We start from the raw sequence: 18,505 nt of genomic DNA, 5'->3' as shown, positions 1-18,505 counted from the left end.
GAGTGTCGTGAAGGCCGGGATCGTCTCACAGCTCGTCGAAACGGCCGAGGCATCCCTGCTACCATGACCACATGCCTTTCGGCGGTCTGCTTCTTCTTAGCTGCCGCGACGAGTCCTAAAGCTAGGGCCTTCCTCGTCGCGGCGCTTGTGTTGGCCCGTTCATCTTGACGAAGAGAAGAAGCCCCATCATGCAGAACACTCAGCGCTCGTCCGCGATGCCGATCCACAAGTACCGGCCGTTCCACGAGCAGATCAACGTTCACCTGCCTGACCGCACGTGGCCCGATGCCCGCATCACCGAGGCACCGCGCTGGTGCGCCGTCGATCTCCGCGACGGCAACCAGGCACTCATCGACCCGATGTCGCCCGAGCGCAAGCGTGTCATGTTCGAGCTCCTCGTCAGCATGGGATACAAGGAGATCGAGGTCGGCTTCCCGTCGGCGAGCCAGACCGACTTTGACTTCGTGCGTCAGCTCATCGAAGAGAACCTGATCCCCGACGACGTCACGATCCAGGTGCTGACCCAGGCGCGCGAGCACCTGATCGCCCGCACCTACGAATCGATCGCCGGCGCCAAGCAAGCGATCGTTCATCTCTACAACTCCACCAGCGTGCTGCAGCGCGAGGTCGTCTTCCGCACCGACAAGCAGGGCATCATCGACATCGCGCTCGAGGGCGCGCGTCTGTGCCGCCAGTTCGAGAAGACCATTCCCGACACGAAGGTCTACTACGAGTACTCACCGGAGAGCTACACCGGCACCGAGCTCGAGTTCGCCGTCGACATCTGCAATCAGGTGATCGAGGTCTTCGAGCCCACGCCCGAGCGCAAGGTGATCATCAACCTGCCGGCCACGGTCGAGATGGCTTCGCCGAACGTCTACGCCGACTCGATCGAGTGGATGAGCCGCAATCTTGCACACCGCGAGAACGTGATCCTGTCGCTGCACCCGCACAACGACCGCGGTACGGCGATCGCCGCCGCCGAGCTCGGCTACATGGCGGGGGCCGACCGCATCGAGGGCTGCCTGTTCGGCAACGGCGAGCGCACCGGAAACGTCGACATCGTCGCTCTGGGCATCAACCTGTTCACCCAGGGCATCGACCCCCAGATCGACTTCAGTGACATCGACCAGGTGAAGCGCACCGTCGAGTACTGCAACCAGCTGCCCGTGCCCGAGCGCAGCCCCTGGGCCGGCGACCTGGTCTTCACCGCGTTCAGCGGTTCGCACCAGGACGCGATCAAGAAGGGCTTCGAGGCCATGGCCGTCCGCGCCGAGGCCGAGGGCGTCACGGTCGACGACATCGAATGGGCCGTGCCGTACCTGCCCATCGATCCGAAGGACCTCGGCCGCTCGTATGAGGCCGTCATCCGCGTCAACTCGCAGTCCGGCAAGGGCGGCGTCGCCTATCTGCTGAAGGCCGACCACGCGATCGATCTGCCCCGCAAGCTGCAGATCGAGTTCTCGGGCGTCGTGCAGTCGAAGACGGATGCGGAGGGCGGCGAGGTCACCAGCGAGCAGATCTGGTCGACGTTCAACGACGAATATCTGCCCGCTGTCGACACCGCAGCCAAGTGGGGCCGCTTCGAGTTGCTCGCGACGCAGACCCGCAGCGACATGTCGGGCGATGTCGTGCTCGACGTGGTTCTGCGCGACGACGACCAAGAGGTGTCCGTCTCGGGCAACGGCAACGGTCCGGTCGCGGCCTTCGTCGAGGTGCTCCGAGGCCAGGGCTTCGACATCACCGTCTACGACTACGTCGAGCATGCTCTCAGCGCCGGTGGCGACGCGCAGGCCGCGGCCTACGTCGAGCTGCAGGTCGGGGACCAGCGTCTGTGGGGCGTCGGCATCGACGGCGACATCTCGACCGCATCCCTCAAGGCGATCGTGTCGGGCGTGAACCGCTCCATCCGCACCCGCCGACAGGAGCTCGCGGCGGTCTGATCGCCGTAGTCTGATCACCGCATGGCGGCGGCCAGGATCCCTGTGGATCCCGGCCGCCGTCGTCCGTTTCAGCGGATCACTCGACCCACTGCACCAACTGCCAGATGAGTCCGTTCGGATCCGCGAACTGGCAATAGCGCTCGCCCCAGGGCTCGGTCTCGGGGGGAGTGACGACTCGTGCTCCGGCATCCGCGATGCGCGCGAAGTCTCCATCGATGTCATCGACGACGAACACGAGCAGCGTGCCTTCTCCCGCGGAACCGGCGATCTCCTGCGGGCGGAATGTCGTCAACCCGGTCTCGAGGAAGATGATGTTGGGCGGCGAGTCCGGGTGTTGCAGAGAGATGAAGCCTTCGGCGGACATCGCCTCCTCGAACCCGAAGTGGGTCATGGCGAAAGACGCCGAGGCGGCTACGTCGGGGACGTTGAGCGAGATGGCGGTCTGGGTGATGTTCATGGTCTCTCCTGTCATAAACTACGTACAACGTACAGAGTTAAGCGAACGAACAGCGAGGGTATTCCGAGATGGCGAAGAATCTTGTGGATCTGCTCTGGCGCAACCATGCACCCGCCCGGCCTCTCGGCCGCCGTGGCCCACGGTCCCGGCACTCGACCGATGACGTGTTGGTCAGGGCGATCGAGATCGCCGACGAAGGGGGACTGGACGCGCTGACGATCCGCGCTCTGGCACAGTCGCTCGGGATCACGACGATGTCGGTGTACACGCACGTCAACAGCCGGGCTGACCTGCTCGTGTTGATGATGGACGAGATGTACGCGCGGATGATGGCGACTCCGATCGATGAAGCGGGGTGGCGTCGGCGGGTACGGGCACTGGCCGAGGATAATCTCGCTCTGTTCCGCGCACACCCCTGGATGCTGGATGTCGAGGATCATCGGATCGCGCTCGGCCCCGGGACGATCGCGAAGTACGACCGCGAACTGCACGCGTTCGACGAGGCGGGGCTGTCCGATGTGGACCGTGACGCGGCGCTCTCCTTCGTCGTCGACTTCGTTGAGGCCGCGGCCTCGAGGATGCACGCGAGCGCGCGACGAGAGCAGTTCGGCCCGTTCTGGGCGGATGCAGGGCCGCGGCTGGCGAACTACCTCGGAGACGACCTTCCGCTCGCGCAGTCGGTCGGGCGGGCCGCCGGCGAGTCGATGGGCGGACCGTATGACGCCGAGGTCGCGTGGGAGTTCGGCCTGGCGCGTGTGCTCGATGGTCTGGCCGGCATCATCTCGGAGCCGCGCTGAAGGGTGAGCGCCGTGACCGAGGCGCTCAGCGGTCGGCGCTGGGCTTGACGATCGCGATGGCGCCCGTCTCGGCGGCGACCTTGCGGCGGTAGATGCGGCGCTGCTCCGGCAGGGAGACGTCGAAGGTGACGGCGAGGATGCGGATCACGGTGGTCACCGCGATGCCGACGATGGCGGCGATCGTGATGGGCATGCCCAGCGCCACGGCGATCACGATGAATGTGCAGCCTGCGCCGGCGGCGACCGCATAGAGCGAGCCGACGTGCATGATCGCAGTCGGCAGCCCCATCAGCATGTCGCGGAGCACGCTCCCGCCGACGGCTGCGCAGACGCCGATGAAGACCGCCGGTACCTCGGGGATGCCGAAGGCGAGGGCCTTACTCGTCCCGAAGGCGCCGAACATACCGATCACTACTGCGTCGAGCACGACGATCGCCGTGTTGAGGCGGGTGAAGAGTCCTGCGAGCAGCATGCCGAGGAGCGCCGCCCCACCCGCGGTGACCAGGTACCACTGGTTCTGGAGGGTCGCGGGTGTCTGTCCGAGCAGGATGTCGCGGATCAGACCGCCACCCATGCCGATCATGATTCCGATGATCGCGACGCCGAGCCAGTCGAGGCGTCGCTGCCCCTGGAACCCTGATGCGAACATCGCGCCCTGGACCCCGCCGAGGCCGACGCCGAGCAGGTCCGCCCACAGCGGAATGGTGAAGAGCGGTTCGGTCACGCGTCCATTCTCGCGCACAGAGGATAATCGAAGGGTGCCCACCTATCGAGACGAAGCGGTGATCCTGCGCACTCACAAGCTCGGTGAGGCGGATCGCATCGTCACGATGCTCTCGCGGCGGCATGGCAAGGTGCGTGCGGTGGCGAAAGGCGTGCGTCGCACATCGTCGAAGTTCGGCGCCAGGCTCGAACCGTTCATGGTCGCCGACGTGCAGCTCTATCAGGGGCGTTCGCTCGACATCGTGCAGCAGGCCGAGTCGCTCGGCTCGTACGGCACCGACATCGCCGCGCACTACGACCGGTTCACCGCGGCGAACGCGATGGTGGAGACTGCTGATCGTCTGAGCGATTCCGAAGCGACCCCCGACCAGTACCTGCTCCTCGTGGGCGGGCTGCGCGCGCTGTCTCGTGGCGAACACGTCGCGCGCAGCATCCTCGACTCCTATCTGCTGCGGGTGATGTCGCTCTCGGGGTGGGCGCCATCTCTTGACGAGTGCGCGCGCTGTGGCACCCCGGGGCCGCACTCGAAGTTCGTCGCGCAGCTGGGCGGAGTCGTATGCGGGAACTGTGCTCCAGCCGGTAGCCCGCGCGTCGCCGAGAAGACGTTGACGCTGCTGCGTGCTCTGATCGCAGGGGAGTGGGACGTCATCGATGCGTCCTCGCATGCCGACACCGCAGCTGCGTCCGGACTCGTCTCCGCCTACGCCCAATGGCACCTGGAGCGCGGCATCCGCTCGCTCGCTCATGTGTCCGACATTCCTCCGGAAGGAACACGGTGAGCCCGAAGCCCTACACCCACAAGGACGCCGTGCCGTATCGCCCACTGGACTGGACGGGCGCGCACCCGCCGGCGTTCCCGGCCGTGCCCGAGCACGTCGCGATCGTGATGGACGGCAACGGCCGCTGGGCCAACCGCCGGGGTCTCAATCGGATCGAAGGCCACAAGGCGGGCGAAGAAGTGCTCCTCGACGTGGTCGCCGGTGCGATCCAAGCGGGTGTGAAGCACCTCTCCGTGTACGCGTTCTCGACCGAGAACTGGGCGCGCTCTCCTGAGGAGGTCCGCTTCCTCATGGGCTACAACCGCGATGTGCTGCACCGCCGTCGTGACCAGCTCAACGAGTGGGGCGTGCGCATCCGCTGGGCCGGACGCAAGCCGCGGCTGTGGGGCAGCGTCATCAAGGAGCTGCAGCACGCCGAGCAGCTGACTCGCGGCAACGACGTGCTTACCCTCACGATGTGCGTGAACTACGGCGGGCGGGTGGAACTCGTCGACGCGATGCGCGCGATCGCCGAAGAGGTCGCAGCCGGGCGAGTGAAGCCGAAGGCGATCAGCGAGAAGATGATCCGGCGGAACCTCTATGTGCCGGACATGCCGGACGTCGATCTGTTCCTGCGCAGCTCGGGGGAGCAGCGCACCTCGAATTTCCTGCTGTGGGAGTCGGCCTACGCCGAGATGGTGTTCCTCGACACGCTCTGGCCTGATTTCTCGCGCGAGGAGCTCTGGCGGGCGATCGGCATCTACCTCTCGCGCGACCGTCGCTTCGGTGGCGCGATCGACGTTCCCGACGCCCCGGCCTGAGCCTGCAGCCAGCGCTCGGTCTCCCGCGGATGCCGGAGCCGGACGATCGTGAGGTGCGGGAAGCGCCCCTGCAACTCGGGGAAGCGTTCTGCCCACTTGTGCAGTGTCGCCGTCTGCCACGCGAGGATGTTCTCCTCGGGGTCGTGGTTGAGCAAGTTCCACGGCCCCTTCTCTCGGTTGCCGTTCCAGAGCTCTCGTCGCAGGATGCCGCGAGCCAGGGTGCGCCTGATCAAGCGGCTGCGCACCACCCGGTACGGGTAGTCGAGCCAGAGCGCGAGCTGCGCACGTGGCGCGAGGATCTCGTCAGTGCCCTTGCTCGTGTACTGCCATTCGGTGATCCACCGATCCTCGGCGGCGAATGTGCGCACGTCGTCGAGGAACTCGCCCCTCGGCGTCCAATTCGCGCCATGGAACAGTCCGTCGATCTCGACGTGGCGGAGCCCCCACATGGCGCCGATGCGGCCCGACAGGGTGGTCTTCCCCGCCCCGGAGACACCCGCCACCAGAACGCGTTCGGGTCGGAACGGCAGGGGGTCGACGGCGGAGAGCATCCGAGAATCCTAGCTGCGGCGCCCGCACCCTGGAATAGCTCACAGAACCATGCGGTTGGATGAAGTGTGACTGAACCCATCTCCATCGACATCTGGTCCGACATCGCCTGCCCCTGGTGCTACATCGGCAAGCGCAACCTCGAGAAGGGTCTCGAAGCGGTCGCCGCTGACGAGGACGCACCGCAGGTCAACATCACCTTCCATTCATTCGAGCTCTCGCCCGACACCCCCGTCGACTTCGACGGCGACGAGATCGACTTCCTCGCCGGTCACAAGGGCATGCCCCGCGAGCAGGTCGAGCAGATGCTGTCGAACGTCACCGGCGTCGCCGCGAACGCGGGACTCCAGTACCGCTTCGACCTGCTGCAGCACACCAACACGGTGAAGGCGCACGAGCTGCTGCACTTCGCGAAAGCCGAGGGGCTGCAGCACGAGCTGGAGGAGCGCCTCATGTCCGCCTACTTCACCGAGGGCAAGCACGTCGGTCGCATCGACGACCTCGTCGAGCTCGCGACCGAAGTCGGCTTGGACGCTGACCGTGCGCGCGTGGCGCTGGAGAGCGAGCAGTATCTTCCGGCCGTGCGTCAGGACCAGGCCCAGGCCCGCGCATACGGCATCCAGGGCGTGCCGTTCTTCGTCGTCGACGGCCAGTACGGCATCAGCGGCGCACAGCCGCCCGCCGCGTTCGAGAACGTTCTGCGTGACCTCTGGTCCAAGCGCGGAGAGACCGAAGCGGAGACCGCCGCGGTCTAGCGGGTCAGTGCCGCCTCGATCGCGCTGACGATCTCGGGGGCGTCCGGCTTCTGCTTCGGGCGGAAGCGCAGGACGTCCCCGTCCGGCAGCACGAGGAACTTCTCGAAGTTCCACTCCACACGGCCGGCCTTCCCGCCGGCATCCGGGGCCGCTTTGAGCGCCTTGTAGAGCTCCGACGCGTTCTTGCCGTTCACCTTGACCTTGTCGTTCACCGGGAAGCTCACGCCATAGGTCGTCGAGCAGAACTCGAGGATCTCGTCGACCGAGCCCGGCTCCTGGCCGAAGAACTGGTTGCAGGGGAAGCCGACGACGGTGAAGCCACGATCCCCGTACAGACGCTGCAGTTCTTCGAGCTGCTCGTACTGGGGCGTCAGGCCGCACTTGGATGCGACGTTCACGACCAGCACCACGTCGGCGCCGAGGTCGTCGAGGGTCTTCTCCTCGCCCTTCGCGTCGGTGAACGGGATCGTGCGGAGCGCGGAATCGGTCATATTCACAGCTTAGATCGCAGCGTCCGCCCTGGCTCCGCGTCTGGGAGAATAGAGGGGACATGACTCTCGCCACCGCCCCAGCCCGCCCCCTCCGCATCGGTCCGATCGATCTCGACGTGCCGGTCGTCCTCGCGCCCATGGCCGGCATCACCAACACCGCTTTCCGGCGTCTGTGCCGTGAGTACGGTGCGGGGCTCTATGTGAGTGAGATGATCACCTCGCGCGCGCTCGTCGAACGCAACGAGACCACGATGCGGTTGATCCGGCACCACGAGTCGGAGACACCGCGATCCATCCAGCTGTACGGCGTCGATCCGAAGACCATCGCCGAGGCCGTGCGCATCATCGTCGCCGAAGACCACGCCGACCACATAGACCTCAACTTCGGCTGCCCGGTGCCGAAGGTCACGCGCCGGGGCGGGGGAGCTGCCCTTCCCTGGAAGTCGAAGCTGTTCGCCGACATCGTCGACCAGGCTGTCAAGGCCGCGGGCGACGTGCCGCTCACGGTGAAGATGCGCAAGGGCATCGACCGCGACCACCTGACCTTCCTCGAGGCGGGGCGTGCTGCTGAAGACGCCGGTGCGGCTGCCGTCGCCCTGCATGCGCGCACCGCGAGCGAGTTCTACTCCGGGTTCGCCGACTGGAACGCCATCGGTGAGCTCAAGCAGGCGGTAACGAGCATCCCGGTGCTCGGCAACGGCGACATCTGGTCCGCCGACGACGCGGTGCGCATGATGGCTGAGACCGACTGCGACGGCGTCGTGGTCGGACGTGGCTGCCTTGGGCGCCCGTGGTTGTTCGGCGAGCTCGCCACGGCTTTCGGAGGCGAAGGCAAGACGGTCGATGCGACCCTCGGGTTCGTAGCCGACGCATTCCGCCGGCACGCCGAACTCCTCGTCGAATTCTTCGAGGACGAAGACCGTGGCTGCCGCGATGTGCGCAAGCACGTGTCGTGGTACTTCAAGGGCTATCCCGTCGGCGGAGACATCCGCACCGGGCTCGCAACCTCGTCGAGTCTTGCGGAGATCGACGACTTCCTCGGAAGACTGGATCGCACCGCGCCCTATCCCGGCGCGGATGCCGAAGGGCAGCGTGGTCGATCGGGTCACCCCAAACGAACGGCACTGCCGGACAAGTGGCTGGAATCGCGGGAGCTCGCATCGTCGGCTTCGGAGATGATGCGTGGAGCGGAGATCGAGAACAGTGGTGGTTGACCCTCAGATCGGCCTGCGCGCCGACGGTTACGACGCGCGAGACGCCGAGCGCTTCTTCGCCGAGACCCATCGCTCCGAACGCAACGACTTCGCTCGGGACCGTGCGCGTGTGTTGCATTCCGCGGCGCTTCGGCGGCTCGCAGCGAAGACGCAGGTGCTGAGCCCGGCGAGCACGGCAGACTTCGCGCGCAACCGGCTCACGCATTCGCTCGAGGTCGCACAGGTCGGGCGCGAGCTCGCCGTCGCGCTCGGCGTCTCTGCCGATGTCGTCGACACCGCCTGCCTCAGCCACGACCTGGGTCACCCGCCATTCGGCCATAACGGCGAGCGCGCGCTCAACGAATGGGCCGAGCACATCGGCGGCTTCGAGGGGAACGCCCAGTCGCTGCGCATCCTCTCCCGGCTCGAAGCGAAGGTGCTCGACGACCATGACCGCTCGGTCGGGCTGAATCTGACCCGTGCCAGCCTCGACGCGACGTGCAAGTACCCGTGGACGGTCGACAGTCCGGTGCCGGATCCCGGTGGGCGTCTGAAGTTCGGGGTGTACCCGGAGGACGAGGCCGTCTTCCGCTGGATGCGCGAGGGTGCTCCAGGGCGCCTGCGCTGCATCGAGGCCGAGATCATGGATCTCTCCGATGACATCGCCTACTCGGTGCACGACTTCGAGGACGCGATCGTCAACGGCTACGTCGATGTCGCGCAACTCGCCGACCCGCACGCGCACGACGCGCTCGTGGGGCGGATCCAGCAGTGGGTGGGTTACGACTTCACCCGAGACGAACTGGCCGATGCCCTCTACCGCCTGTCGTCCCAGCCGATGTGGCTCGCGTCCTTCGACCGTTCGAGGCAGGCTCTCGCCCGGCTCAAGAACCTCACGAGCGACCTGATCGGTCGCTTCGCCCGCGCTGCCGTCTCCGCCACCACCGACGCATACGGGACGACGGCGCTGGTGCGCTACAACGCTCATGTCGTCGTGCCGCGCGTGATCGAGGTCGAGATCGCCGTGCTCAAGGGGATCATGGGTCAGGCGATCGTGACGATCGAGGCGCGCAAGGGCGTGTACAAAGAGCAGCGACGGGTGCTGAAGAGGCTCGCTGATGCCCTCTGGTCGACCGATGCCCTGTGGTCGGCGGGTTCCGATGTGCTCGAGCCCGCATTCGCAGCGGACTTCATCGCAGCCGACGACGACGCCGAGCGCGCCAGAGTCGTCGTCGACCAGATCGCGAGCCTGACGGATCAGAGCGCGATCGACTGGCACAACCGGCTGGTGGGGGAGATCGACCCGGCCGAGGTCGGCATCTGGACGCCCCGTCATGCCCGTCCTGGCGCCGGCGCGCACGCCGAGAGGCGGCCTGTCGCCGAAGGGGCGCGCTGATGCCGCGGATCCTGCAGGCCGACGTCGACGAGGTCAAGGCGCGCACGAACATCGCCGACATCGTCGGTGAGCGCGTCGCACTCAAGTCGGCGGGCGTCGGATCACTCAAGGGATTGTGTCCCTTCCACGACGAGAAGAGCCCGAGCTTCCATGTGCGCCAGCAGGTGGGGTATTACCACTGCTTCGGCTGCGGAGAGTCAGGGGACGTCTACTCCTTCCTGCGCGAGATGGACCATGTCAGCTTCACTGAGGCGGTAGAACGTCTCGCCGGTCGCATCGGCTACACGCTGCACTACGAAGACGGGGGAGCGGCGCCCGAGACCAGCGGTCGCAGCCGGCTCTACGCGGCGAACACCGCTGCGGCCGAGTTCTTCCGTGCCCAGCTGCTCACCGCTGATGCCGAGGCTGGTCGACGCTTCCTCGGTGAACGCGGCTTCGACGCCGGTGCGGCGGCGCATTTCGGTGTCGGCTTCGCGCCGCGGGGCTGGGACGGGATGCTCAAGGCGCTCACCGTGCAGGGTTTCACCCGCGAGGAGCTCAGCAACGCCGGTCTGGTCTCGACCGGGCAGCGCGGTGTCTACGACCGGTTCCGCGGGCGCCTGGTGTGGCCGATCCGGGATGTGTCAGGGCAGACCATCGGCTTCGGTGCGCGCAAGCTCTTCGACGACGACAACGGTCCGAAGTACCTGAACACGCCGGAGACGCCGATCTACAAGAAGGCTCAGGTGCTCTACGGGCTCGACCTCGCCAAGCGCGACATCGCGCGCGGAGACCCTCGCCGGGTCGTCGTCGTCGAGGGGTACACCGACGTGATGGCCTGCCACCTCGCCGGCCTCACCACGGCGATAGCGACCTGTGGCACGGCCTTCGGCACCGAGCACATCAAGGTGCTGCGCCGGGTGATGGGTGATGACAACGCATCGGGCGAGGTCGTCTTCACGTTCGACGGTGACGAGGCGGGTCAGAAGGCGGCGCTGCGTGCCTTCACGGAAGACGACAGGTTCAACGCGCAGACATTCGTCGCGGTCGCCCCCGATGGACTCGATCCGTGCGACATGCGCCTCCAGCGCGGAGATGCGGCCGTGCGTGGGCTGATGGACACCAAGCAGCCGATGTTCGAGTTCGCGATCGACCGCAAGCTCGGGGGCTTCGACCTCTCGACCGTCGAAGGGCGGGTCGGTGCCCTCCGTGCGGCGGCTCCCATCGTGGCGGAGATCCGCGACCAGCTTCTGCGGCCGGGGTACGAGCGCGTCCTGGCGCGCCGGCTCGGGATGGACCCGACCGAGGTGCGCAGCGAGGTCGAGCGTGCGGCCCGTGGCGGATCCGCACCGCAACCCGTGCGTCGAGAGGCCCCGCAGGTCGACCCGGAGACGGGGGCGCCTGTGGTCGCTCCTGTCACGCTGGCAAGCCTCCCGCGCACCCCTGACGTGGCCGTCGAGCGCGATGCACTGATGGGCGCTCTGCAGTACGGGCATCAGGTGGATCAGCCGCTCCTGAATCGTGCATTGGGCACCCCGTTCCGGACCCCGGGTCTGGACGCCGTGCGTGAAGCAATCGCAGCGGCCCCTGATCGCACGAGGGCCGGATGGGTGACAGAAGCTGTGAACAGCGTCCGTGAGCCGTATCGCTCGCTCGCGGGGGAATTGCTGATGACGCCGTTCCCTGCACGCGACGAAGAGCGAGCGGTCGCCACCGTGGCAGACCTCACCCGCCGACTCGTCCTGCGCCAGCTCGAGCACGAGAAGCAAGAGCTCCTCGGTGCCGTGCAGCGCGTGCCGGCAGACTCCGACGGCGGTCGTGCCCTGCGCATGCGTCTGCGCGATATCGACGCGGAACGCCAACGCTTCGCCGAGTCGTAACCCCGACCGGGATCGTGCAGAGGGCAGGATGGATACATGTCCCGTCGGCCCGAATCCACGAACGCGATCGATTGCTCTGATCTGGTGATCGACCGCATCGGCCATGGGGTACCCAAGCGCGCGGTCGACGGCGTCACCTTCTCGCTCGCACCTGGCGGGCTGATCTGCGTGGCCGGACCAACGGGTTCCGGGAAGTCGACGCTGGTCGCCGCCCTCGCCGGTTCCACGGATCCCTCGGTGAAGGTCGTCGGGGGAAGAGCCCAGGTCTGCGGCATCGATGTGCGCCGACCGGGACGGAAACACCGGATCCTCACCTACCGCACCGGGTTCGTGCCGCAGGGTGCAGGGGCCGATCTCCCGCCGCGCCTGACCGTGAACGAGGTCATCGCCGAGCCGATCCTGATGCGCGAGCGGCGGGTGAACACGAAAGCGCTGTCGATCCGGGTGGCGACGCTGCTCGATGAGCTCCATCTCCCGCTCGGCACGGCCGCGAAGTTCCCCTACGAACTCAGCGCCGGCATGCGCCAGCGGGTGGCGATCGCTCGCTCGTTCATTCTGGAGCCGAAGGTACTCATCGCCGACGAGATACTGGCGAACCTCGACCTGGAGGTTCGGCCCGTGGTCTTCGACGCGATCACCCGTCGTCGCAAGGAGCAGTCGATGGCGGCGCTCCTCGTCACCAACGACGCCGACTTCATCCGCGAGCTGAACGCCGAGACGCTCATGCTCCGAAGCGGACACGTCGTCGCCCGCGGAGTGGGCAAGGACCTGCTGTGGGTGCCCAACGCGGAGTCGGATTCACGCCGCTGACCCCGACACGCCCGGCATCCGCGAAGGGCGCCCCGGTGTCGTGAACAGCTCTGGGAGTTTGCTAAGCTTGTCGAGTTGCCCGCTCAGCGGTGCACATTCCTCGGTAGCTCAATTGGCAGAGCAGCCGGCTGTTAACCGGCAGGTTCTTGGTTCGAGTCCAAGCCGGGGAGCCAATAGAAGGCGTCACATCCCAATGTTTCTCGGGATGTGACGCCTTCTCCCATGTGCGGCCGAATCCGCGTGCGTGGCTCGCGTTGCGCGCGTCAGACCGCTGACCCGGATGCACGAAGAAGGGCCCCACCGATGTCGGCGAGGCCCTTCTCGGTTCGGCTATCGGTCAGCGTGCGGCACCGGCAAGCGAACCGGTGGTCTGTCCGGCCGGATCCATGATGATGCACTGGATCACGCGGTCGTTGTTCTGCTCCCATGAGTCCTTGGTGGGAACGAGCGTCGTGACTTCGAGCAGCGAGTCCTGGAAGCCGACGCCGACGAACGTGGTGAACGCGTCGCCGACGCACTCCTGGGTTGCGGTGTCGATGTCGGCGTCGGAGAAGTCGCCATCCGGCATCGTGATCTCGTAGTAGATCTCCTGGTCGTGCGGGTCGCTGCACGGGAGGACGTTGGCGTCGGTGAGCGTGCCGGAACCGGTGTCGAGCATGCAGTCGCCGAGCTTCACCGAGAAGACACCGACGTTCGCGCTTTCGGTGACCTGGCCACTCTCCTCGTCGCGGTTGGCATCGCCGGAACCGCTGCCGAGAATGCCGTTGATCACGCTGCAGCCGCTCAGCGCGACCGAGAGCGCCACTGCGGAACCTGCGAGCATCAGAGCACGTCGAGTGCGCATCTTCATCATGATTTGTTTCCCCTCCGAAGCGTGATGCGGAGGCATGCGAAAACCCCCCGCCGCGAATACGTTATCCGTCGGCGAGTCTGTGACGCAACTCGAAGGATGCTATGGAGCTGCTGGGAGCGACTCAGCCCTCGAAGTCGTCCACGCCGGGCATCCAGCTTGCGCCAGGGCGTCCCCACCCGCGCTTGCGCGTGATCTTCTGCACGGTCTTCCAGTCGCCGTCGGAGAGGCGATCGACATAGAGGATGCCGTCGAGGTGGTCGAACTCATGCTGCATGATGCGCGCGCGCCACCCGTCGACATCGATCGAGACCGGCAGTCCATCCAGATCGGTCGCTGTCACGTGGACACGGTCCGAACGGCGCAGTGCGAAACGTTCGCCGGGGAAGGAGAGGCAGCCCTCCGACTCCAGTTCCGGGTCCGGTTCGCCCGGCTCGAGCGGCACCATCCAGAGCACCGGGTTGATGAGCACGCCGCGCCAAGGCTGATCGTCGTCATCGGTGTACGAGTAGGTGTAGATCCGCAGAGGCACGCCGACCTGAGGAGCGGCGAGTCCGACGCCGGGCGCGGTGTCCATCGTCTCGAACATGTCGGCGACGAGGGTGCGGACATCGTCCGTGATCTCGTCGACGGGAGATGCGGGGGAGTGCAGAACGGGGTCGCCAATGATGCGAATCGGAAGTACAGCCACGTCACAACCCTAGTCGGCGCGGCTCTGCAGGTAGGGTCGTACTGTGACTGCTGGGGTATGGATGAGTGCGGTGGACGATGTCGGCGATCAGCTCGTCGGCGCGTTCCAGAACCCCGGCTTGCTGCTGGGCATTCCGCTCGCTCTCGCGGGTGCGGTCTTCATGTCGCTCGGAGCGCAGTACCAGCATCGCGGTGTCGAGAAGGTCGAGCGTCTCAGCGGTTCCGACGGTGCTTCCGGTCTCACGCTCGACCAGATCAAGCGACTGCTGACCCGTCCGTCCTGGCTCATCGGAACCCTCATGCTCGGGCTCGCCGTGGTCTGTCAGCTCGCCGCGCTCGTGAAGGCACCCCTGATCGTCGTACAGCCGCTCGGAGCGATCGCGCTCGTGATCACGACGCTCCTGAATGCGCGGGTGTCCGGTCACGCACCCACAAAGCAGTCGCTCACGGCGATAGCCTGCTGCGTCGGCGGCATCTTCCTCTTCGTGTTCTTCGCCGCGATCTACGCCACCGAACAGGAAGTGACCGACCGCGAACTGTTCGTGATCCTCGCGCTCCTGCTGGTCGTCATCATCATCCTCGGCGGATGCTGGCTGATTCTGCGGCACCGCATGCGCGCGTTGTTCTATGTGATCGGCGCCGGCGTGCTCTACGGGTTCGTCGCCACCCTCGCGAAGGTCGTCATCAAGCGCATCGAGGCGGGGCAGTTCGAGTGGATCACGGCGATCTGCGTCGTCGCCCTCCTCGCCGCTGCCGCGGTAGGCGGTTACTTCGTCCAGACCGCGTACAGCTCGGGGCCTCCAGACCTCGTGATCGCCGGGCTCACCGTCGTCGACCCGCTCGTCGCCGTCGTGATCGGCATGGTCATCCTCGGTGAGGCCGCGGCCGCTCCGCCGTGGGTCATGGTGATCTTCGCGATCGCCGGAGCCATCGCGGTGTGGGGAGTCGTCGGTCTCGCCAGGTACCACCCGCAGGTTCTCAGCGACAGTCAGGACCTGGGGATCGTTCGCGGAAGCGACGCATCGTCGTCTGCGGGCGCCGAGGCCGACGGCTCCGGCGACGGAACCGACAAGCCGACTTCCTGACAGAGGCGCTCGTCTGGACCGGCGCGATGGCGACGGTCGGACTTGCGCGAGCTCAGTACGCCTGATCTATCAGGTCGGCCGACACCTCGGAGGCTGCTGCCTCATCGACGAAGAACACCGTGCGCTTGCGGCCCTTCGCACCGGCAGCGGGCACACTTGTGTAACTCGCTCCGGCGAGAGCGAGGCCAAGGGCCGAAGCCTTGTCGGCACCCGTCATCACGAGCCAGACCCGCTTCGAGGAGTTGAGCACCGGGCGCGTCAGCGTGACACGCTCGGGCGGCGGCTTCGGCGAGTCGCGGACCGCGAGGACCGCGGCATCCGTCACCGTGACCTCTTCACGATCCGGGAAGAGGGAAGCGATGTGCCCATCAGGGCCGACGCCGAGGAAGCACACGGCGAACGACGGCCAGGGGTGCTCCTCATTTCCGAAACGGGCGAGCTCGGCAGCGTACGCCGATGCTGATTCGTCGAGGGTCAATCCGCTGTCGGGGCCGGCGACCTCGTGCACGTTCTCCGCGGGCACCGGGATGTGGTCCAGCAGCGCCTGCCGAGACTGCAGCGAGTTGCGGTCCACGTCGTCGCGCGGCACGAATCGCTCGTCACCCCACCAGAAGTGCACGAGGGCCCAGTCGATCTCGGACGCCCGAGGATGCTCGGCCGCCGCACGCAGCACCGCGCCGCCCATGGAACCACCGGTGAGGGCGATGTGCGCGATCCGACCGTTGCGAGTACGTGCGCGCACGCGCGTCAGGAAACGGTCAGCCACGCGGGTGGCGAGGGCGGCAGGTGTGGCTTCCACCACGACCCGCTTCTCTGCGGACGATGTCGTCATCGACGTCACTCTCCAGTCTCGGGCGGACCCAGCTTCTCCCAGCCCTCGGTGATCACTCGACCGTACAGGACGTCGGGGTCGAGTCGGCGCAGCTCCTCAGCGAGGCACTCGCGAAGAGTGCGCCGTGGCAGGTGCAGGTCGTGGTTCGGCTGGCCGGGCTGGGTGAGCACGGCGACGCCGGGCGTCGGACGCTCCAGCAGGATGTCACCGGACTCACGAGTCAGGCGCACCGACTTGATGCCCTCTTCCCAATGCTCGGGGTCTTCGTACCTCCAGCGCACCGGCACCTCCAGCGCCATCTGCAGCCAGGCCGCCAGCAGCGCGGTGGACGGTGACGCCGCAGCACCGCGCACCTCGACACCGGTGATCGGCTCGTACGGCGGCTGGTCGAGGACGGCGGCGAGCTGCTCCCGCCAGTGCGTCAGACGCGTCCACGCCAGGTCGGTGTCGCCGGGGGCGTGGGTCTCGCCGAGAAGGGCGAGACGATCACGTACATCGGTCGCCGTGGCCGCATCCGTGATGCGTCGCTGGGCGATCTTGCCCAGCGGCGACTGGGCAGGGGCCACGGGAGCGGCTTCGGGCCACCAGGCGACGACCGGAGCATCCGGCAGGAGGAGTCCGGTGATCAGACTCTCCTCGTTGCTGGCGGCATCCCCGAAGGCGCGGAGGACGACGACCTCGCTGGCGCCGGCGTCGCCACCGACGCGGATCTGCGCGTCGAGGCGGGACTCGCCGTCGCCTGTCGTGATCACGATGACGCGCATCGGGTGCTCGCGCGAGGCATCATTGGCAGCGTCGATCGCAGCTTCGGCGACGCCGTTGCGTGCCGAGATCACGAGCGTGAGGACGCGGCCGAGTGCGACCGCACCACCCTCTTCACGCACCTTGACGAGCTGCTTGGCGACCTGACTGACCGTCGTGTCGGGAAGGTCGATGATCACGGGCGTCTCCAGACTCGTCCGTCGCGGGCCAAGAGGTCATCGGCGGATGCCGGACCCCACGAACCGGGTGCGTACTGCTCCACTGGACCACCGACGGCCGCCCAGTACTTCTCCACCGGGTCGAGGATCTTCCAGGAGAGCTCGACCTCCTCGTGACGCGGGAACAGCGGCGGGTCGCCGAGGAGCACGTCGAGGATCAGACGCTCGTAGGCCTCAGGGCTCGCCTCGGTGAAGGCGTGACCGTATCCGAAGTCCATCGTGACGTCACGGACGTTGCTGCCGCTGCCGGGAACCTTCGAGCCGAAGCGGATCGTGACGCCCTCGTCCGGCTGGACGCGGATGACGAGTGCATTCTGGCCGAGCTCCGAGGCGTTCCCGCGACCGAAGAGGTGCTGGGGAGCGCGCTTGAAGACCACGGCGATCTCCGTCACGCGGCGTCCGAGACGCTTGCCTGTGCGCAGGTAGAACGGCACGTCCGCCCAGCGGCGCGTGTCGATCTCGAGCTTGATCGCAGCGTACGTCTCGGTGGTCGACTCGGGGTTCATCCCCTCCTCGTCAAGGAAGCCGGTGACCTTTTCGCCGCCCTGCCATCCACCCGCGTACTGACCGCGCGCGGTGGCGAGTGAGAGGTCGTCCGGCACGTGCACCGCCGCGAGGACCTTCTCCTTCTCTGCGCGCAGGTGCTCCGCCGAGAGGCTGATCGGCTCTTCCATCGCGGTGAGTGCGAGCAGTTGCAGCAGGTGGTTCTGGATCACGTCGCGCGCCGCGCCGATGCCGTCGTAGTAGCCCGCGCGCCCACCCACACCGATGTCCTCGGCCATGGTGATCTGCACGTGGTCGACGTAGTTGCGGTTCCAGATCGGTTCGTACAGCTCGTTGGCGAAGCGCAGAGCCAGGATGTTCTGGACCGTCTCCTTGCCGAGGTAGTGATCGATGCGGAAGATCGAGTCGGCGGGGAAGGCGACCTCGAGCGCGGCGTTGAGCGCCCGCGCGGATTCGAGGTCGTGCCCGAACGGCTTCTCGATCACGACGCGACGCCAGCGCTCGTCATCGTCGCTGTTCTCGCCGACGAGGCCGGAGTCCTTCAGCTGCTTGGCGACCAGCGGGAAGTCCTTCGGCGGGATCGACAGGTAGAACGCGTGGTTGCCCATGGTGCCGCGTTCGATGTCGAGCTTCTCGATGGTCTCGCGGAGCTTGCGGAACGAGTCGGGATTGTCGAACTCGCCGGAGACGAAGCGGATGCCCTGCAGCAGCTGGGTCCACGTCTCCTCGCGGAACGGCGTACGAGCGTGTTCCTTGACAGCGTCGTAGACCACCTGTGCGAAGTCCTGGTCTTCCCAGTCCCGGCGGGCGAACCCGACCAGGGCGAACCCCGGTGGGAGCAGGCCACGGTTTGCGAGGTCGTAGACCGCGGGCATCAGCTTCTTGCGTGACAGGTCTCCGGTGACGCCGAAGATCACGAGGGCGCTGGGCCCCGCGATCCGGTTGAGACGGCGGTCATCGGGGTCACGCAGCGGGTTGTGCCCGCGCGAGATGGGAACAGACATCAGTGGGG

At 66.8% G+C, this 18,505-nt stretch carries 19 protein-coding genes and 1 tRNA gene; 11 read left to right on the top strand and 9 right to left on the bottom strand.

Going from position 1 to position 18,505, the window contains the following annotated elements:
- Nucleotides 1–188: 188 nt before the first annotated feature.
- A complete protein-coding gene (gene leuA / locus ACIQTX_RS12960) occupies nucleotides 189–1,943 on the top strand; it encodes a 2-isopropylmalate synthase (protein ID WP_105525830.1) in 1,755 nt (584 codons plus the stop codon).
- Nucleotides 1,944–2,019: 76 nt separating this feature from the next.
- On the opposite strand, the gene ACIQTX_RS12955 is transcribed toward leuA, so the two are convergent.
- Nucleotides 2,020–2,400, bottom strand: coding sequence for a VOC family protein (locus ACIQTX_RS12955; protein WP_402972575.1), 381 nt, complete (start codon nucleotides 2,398–2,400; stop codon nucleotides 2,020–2,022).
- A gap of 68 nt (nucleotides 2,401–2,468) precedes the next feature.
- Between ACIQTX_RS12955 and ACIQTX_RS12950 the strand changes: the two genes are divergently transcribed.
- A complete protein-coding gene (locus ACIQTX_RS12950) occupies nucleotides 2,469–3,197 on the top strand; it encodes a TetR/AcrR family transcriptional regulator C-terminal domain-containing protein (protein ID WP_402972573.1) in 729 nt (242 codons plus the stop codon).
- Between the two features lie 25 nt (nucleotides 3,198–3,222).
- Here the strand turns inward: ACIQTX_RS12950 and ACIQTX_RS12945 are convergent, their stop codons facing one another.
- Nucleotides 3,223–3,921, bottom strand: coding sequence for a trimeric intracellular cation channel family protein (locus ACIQTX_RS12945; RefSeq protein ID WP_105525928.1), 699 nt, complete (start codon nucleotides 3,919–3,921; stop codon nucleotides 3,223–3,225).
- A 34-nt stretch (nucleotides 3,922–3,955) separates the two neighbouring features.
- Between ACIQTX_RS12945 and recO the strand changes: the two genes are divergently transcribed.
- Both recO and ACIQTX_RS12935 read left to right on the top strand, forming a co-directional pair.
- Entirely contained in the window at nucleotides 3,956–4,699 is a 744-nt protein-coding gene (recO, locus tag ACIQTX_RS12940) for a DNA repair protein RecO (protein WP_402972570.1), read from the top strand.
- Complete coding sequence (locus ACIQTX_RS12935) at nucleotides 4,696–5,499, top strand: isoprenyl transferase (protein WP_402972568.1); 804 nt, start codon at nucleotides 4,696–4,698, stop codon at nucleotides 5,497–5,499. The genes recO and ACIQTX_RS12935 overlap by 4 nt, the downstream gene beginning before the upstream one ends.
- On the opposite strand, the gene ACIQTX_RS12930 is transcribed toward ACIQTX_RS12935, so the two are convergent.
- Nucleotides 5,439–6,050 (bottom strand): AAA family ATPase, encoded by a 612-nt coding sequence (locus ACIQTX_RS12930; protein WP_402972566.1) that lies wholly within the window; start codon nucleotides 6,048–6,050, stop codon nucleotides 5,439–5,441. The two genes, ACIQTX_RS12935 and ACIQTX_RS12930, sit on opposite strands and share 61 nt — an antisense overlap.
- Before the next feature lie 66 nt (nucleotides 6,051–6,116).
- On the opposite strand from ACIQTX_RS12930, the gene ACIQTX_RS12925 reads away from it, so the two are divergent.
- Nucleotides 6,117–6,803: a DsbA family protein gene (locus tag ACIQTX_RS12925; RefSeq protein ID WP_105525834.1), complete on the top strand. Its 687-nt coding sequence runs from the start codon at nucleotides 6,117–6,119 to the stop codon at nucleotides 6,801–6,803.
- On the opposite strand, the gene ACIQTX_RS12920 is transcribed toward ACIQTX_RS12925, so the two are convergent.
- Nucleotides 6,800–7,294: a glutathione peroxidase gene (locus ACIQTX_RS12920; protein ID WP_105525835.1), complete on the bottom strand. Its 495-nt coding sequence runs from the start codon at nucleotides 7,292–7,294 to the stop codon at nucleotides 6,800–6,802. The genes ACIQTX_RS12925 and ACIQTX_RS12920 overlap by 4 nt on opposite strands.
- 59 nt (nucleotides 7,295–7,353) lie before the next feature.
- Between ACIQTX_RS12920 and dusB the strand changes: the two genes are divergently transcribed.
- The 5 genes from dusB (at nucleotide 7,354) to ACIQTX_RS12895 (ending at nucleotide 12,725) form a co-directional block, all read left to right on the top strand.
- Nucleotides 7,354–8,508, top strand: coding sequence for a tRNA dihydrouridine synthase DusB (dusB, locus tag ACIQTX_RS12915; RefSeq protein WP_105525836.1), 1,155 nt, complete (start codon nucleotides 7,354–7,356; stop codon nucleotides 8,506–8,508).
- Complete coding sequence (locus ACIQTX_RS12910; protein WP_028501672.1) at nucleotides 8,498–9,883, top strand: deoxyguanosinetriphosphate triphosphohydrolase; 1,386 nt, start codon at nucleotides 8,498–8,500, stop codon at nucleotides 9,881–9,883. The genes dusB and ACIQTX_RS12910 overlap by 11 nt, the downstream gene beginning before the upstream one ends.
- Complete coding sequence (dnaG, locus tag ACIQTX_RS12905) at nucleotides 9,883–11,742, top strand: DNA primase (RefSeq protein WP_402972562.1); 1,860 nt, start codon at nucleotides 9,883–9,885, stop codon at nucleotides 11,740–11,742. Before ACIQTX_RS12910 ends, dnaG begins: the two co-directional genes overlap by 1 nt.
- A gap of 36 nt (nucleotides 11,743–11,778) precedes the next feature.
- Nucleotides 11,779–12,552 (top strand): ATP-binding cassette domain-containing protein, encoded by a 774-nt coding sequence (locus tag ACIQTX_RS12900; RefSeq protein WP_402972560.1) that lies wholly within the window; start codon nucleotides 11,779–11,781, stop codon nucleotides 12,550–12,552.
- A 97-nt stretch (nucleotides 12,553–12,649) separates the two neighbouring features.
- Nucleotides 12,650–12,725, top strand: a tRNA-Asn gene (locus tag ACIQTX_RS12895).
- Between the two features lie 164 nt (nucleotides 12,726–12,889).
- On the opposite strand, the gene ACIQTX_RS12890 is transcribed toward ACIQTX_RS12895, so the two are convergent.
- Nucleotides 12,890–13,396, bottom strand: a complete 507-nt coding sequence (locus ACIQTX_RS12890) for a hypothetical protein (RefSeq protein WP_402972555.1) — start codon at nucleotides 13,394–13,396, stop codon at nucleotides 12,890–12,892.
- A 130-nt stretch (nucleotides 13,397–13,526) separates the two neighbouring features.
- Nucleotides 13,527–14,093 carry a peptide deformylase gene (gene def / locus ACIQTX_RS12885; RefSeq protein WP_402972553.1) on the bottom strand — a complete coding sequence of 189 codons (567 nt, stop codon included), beginning with the start codon at nucleotides 14,091–14,093 and terminating at the stop codon, nucleotides 13,527–13,529.
- Nucleotides 14,094–14,154: 61 nt separating this feature from the next.
- Between def and ACIQTX_RS12880 the strand changes: the two genes are divergently transcribed.
- Nucleotides 14,155–15,177, top strand: a complete 1,023-nt coding sequence (locus ACIQTX_RS12880) for a DMT family transporter (RefSeq protein WP_258131178.1) — start codon at nucleotides 14,155–14,157, stop codon at nucleotides 15,175–15,177.
- Nucleotides 15,178–15,229: 52 nt separating this feature from the next.
- Here ACIQTX_RS12880 and pgl read toward each other — a convergent pair whose 3' ends face one another.
- From pgl to zwf, 3 genes are read right to left on the bottom strand one after another with little or no spacing between them, the layout of a single operon-like run.
- Nucleotides 15,230–16,009, bottom strand: coding sequence for a 6-phosphogluconolactonase (gene pgl / locus ACIQTX_RS12875; protein WP_402972551.1), 780 nt, complete (start codon nucleotides 16,007–16,009; stop codon nucleotides 15,230–15,232).
- Nucleotides 16,010–16,014: 5 nt separating this feature from the next.
- A complete protein-coding gene (locus tag ACIQTX_RS12870; RefSeq protein ID WP_105525842.1) occupies nucleotides 16,015–16,950 on the bottom strand; it encodes a glucose-6-phosphate dehydrogenase assembly protein OpcA in 936 nt (311 codons plus the stop codon).
- Nucleotides 16,947–18,497 (bottom strand): glucose-6-phosphate dehydrogenase, encoded by a 1,551-nt coding sequence (zwf, locus tag ACIQTX_RS12865; protein ID WP_105525843.1) that lies wholly within the window; start codon nucleotides 18,495–18,497, stop codon nucleotides 16,947–16,949. Before zwf ends, ACIQTX_RS12870 begins: the two co-directional genes overlap by 4 nt.
- Between the last annotated feature and the right edge of the window lie 8 nt (nucleotides 18,498–18,505).

Origin of the sequence: Microbacterium sp. NPDC090281, from assembly GCF_044769635.1 — a bacterium.
GTDB lineage: Bacteria > Actinomycetota > Actinomycetes > Actinomycetales > Microbacteriaceae > Microbacterium.
This window is presented reverse-complemented; position numbering and strand designations above follow the sequence as displayed.

Coding starts and splice junctions, on each gene's coding strand:
- ACIQTX_RS12900 (WP_402972560.1), top strand. CDS start 11,779: ATGTCCCGTCGGCCCGAATCCACGAACGCGATCGATTGCTCTGATCTG.
- zwf (WP_105525843.1), bottom strand. CDS start 18,497: ATGTCTGTTCCCATCTCGCGCGGGCACAACCCGCTGCGTGACCCCGAT.
- dusB (WP_105525836.1), top strand. CDS start 7,354: ATGACTCTCGCCACCGCCCCAGCCCGCCCCCTCCGCATCGGTCCGATC.
- dnaG (WP_402972562.1), top strand. CDS start 9,883: ATGCCGCGGATCCTGCAGGCCGACGTCGACGAGGTCAAGGCGCGCACG.
- ACIQTX_RS12955 (WP_402972575.1), bottom strand. CDS start 2,400: ATGAACATCACCCAGACCGCCATCTCGCTCAACGTCCCCGACGTAGCC.
- ACIQTX_RS12880 (WP_258131178.1), top strand. CDS start 14,155: ATGAGTGCGGTGGACGATGTCGGCGATCAGCTCGTCGGCGCGTTCCAG.
- ACIQTX_RS12930 (WP_402972566.1), bottom strand. CDS start 6,050: ATGCTCTCCGCCGTCGACCCCCTGCCGTTCCGACCCGAACGCGTTCTG.
- ACIQTX_RS12890 (WP_402972555.1), bottom strand. CDS start 13,396: ATGCGCACTCGACGTGCTCTGATGCTCGCAGGTTCCGCAGTGGCGCTC.
- ACIQTX_RS12950 (WP_402972573.1), top strand. CDS start 2,469: ATGGCGAAGAATCTTGTGGATCTGCTCTGGCGCAACCATGCACCCGCC.
- leuA (WP_105525830.1), top strand. CDS start 189: ATGCAGAACACTCAGCGCTCGTCCGCGATGCCGATCCACAAGTACCGG.
- ACIQTX_RS12920 (WP_105525835.1), bottom strand. CDS start 7,294: ATGACCGATTCCGCGCTCCGCACGATCCCGTTCACCGACGCGAAGGGC.
- pgl (WP_402972551.1), bottom strand. CDS start 16,009: ATGACGACATCGTCCGCAGAGAAGCGGGTCGTGGTGGAAGCCACACCT.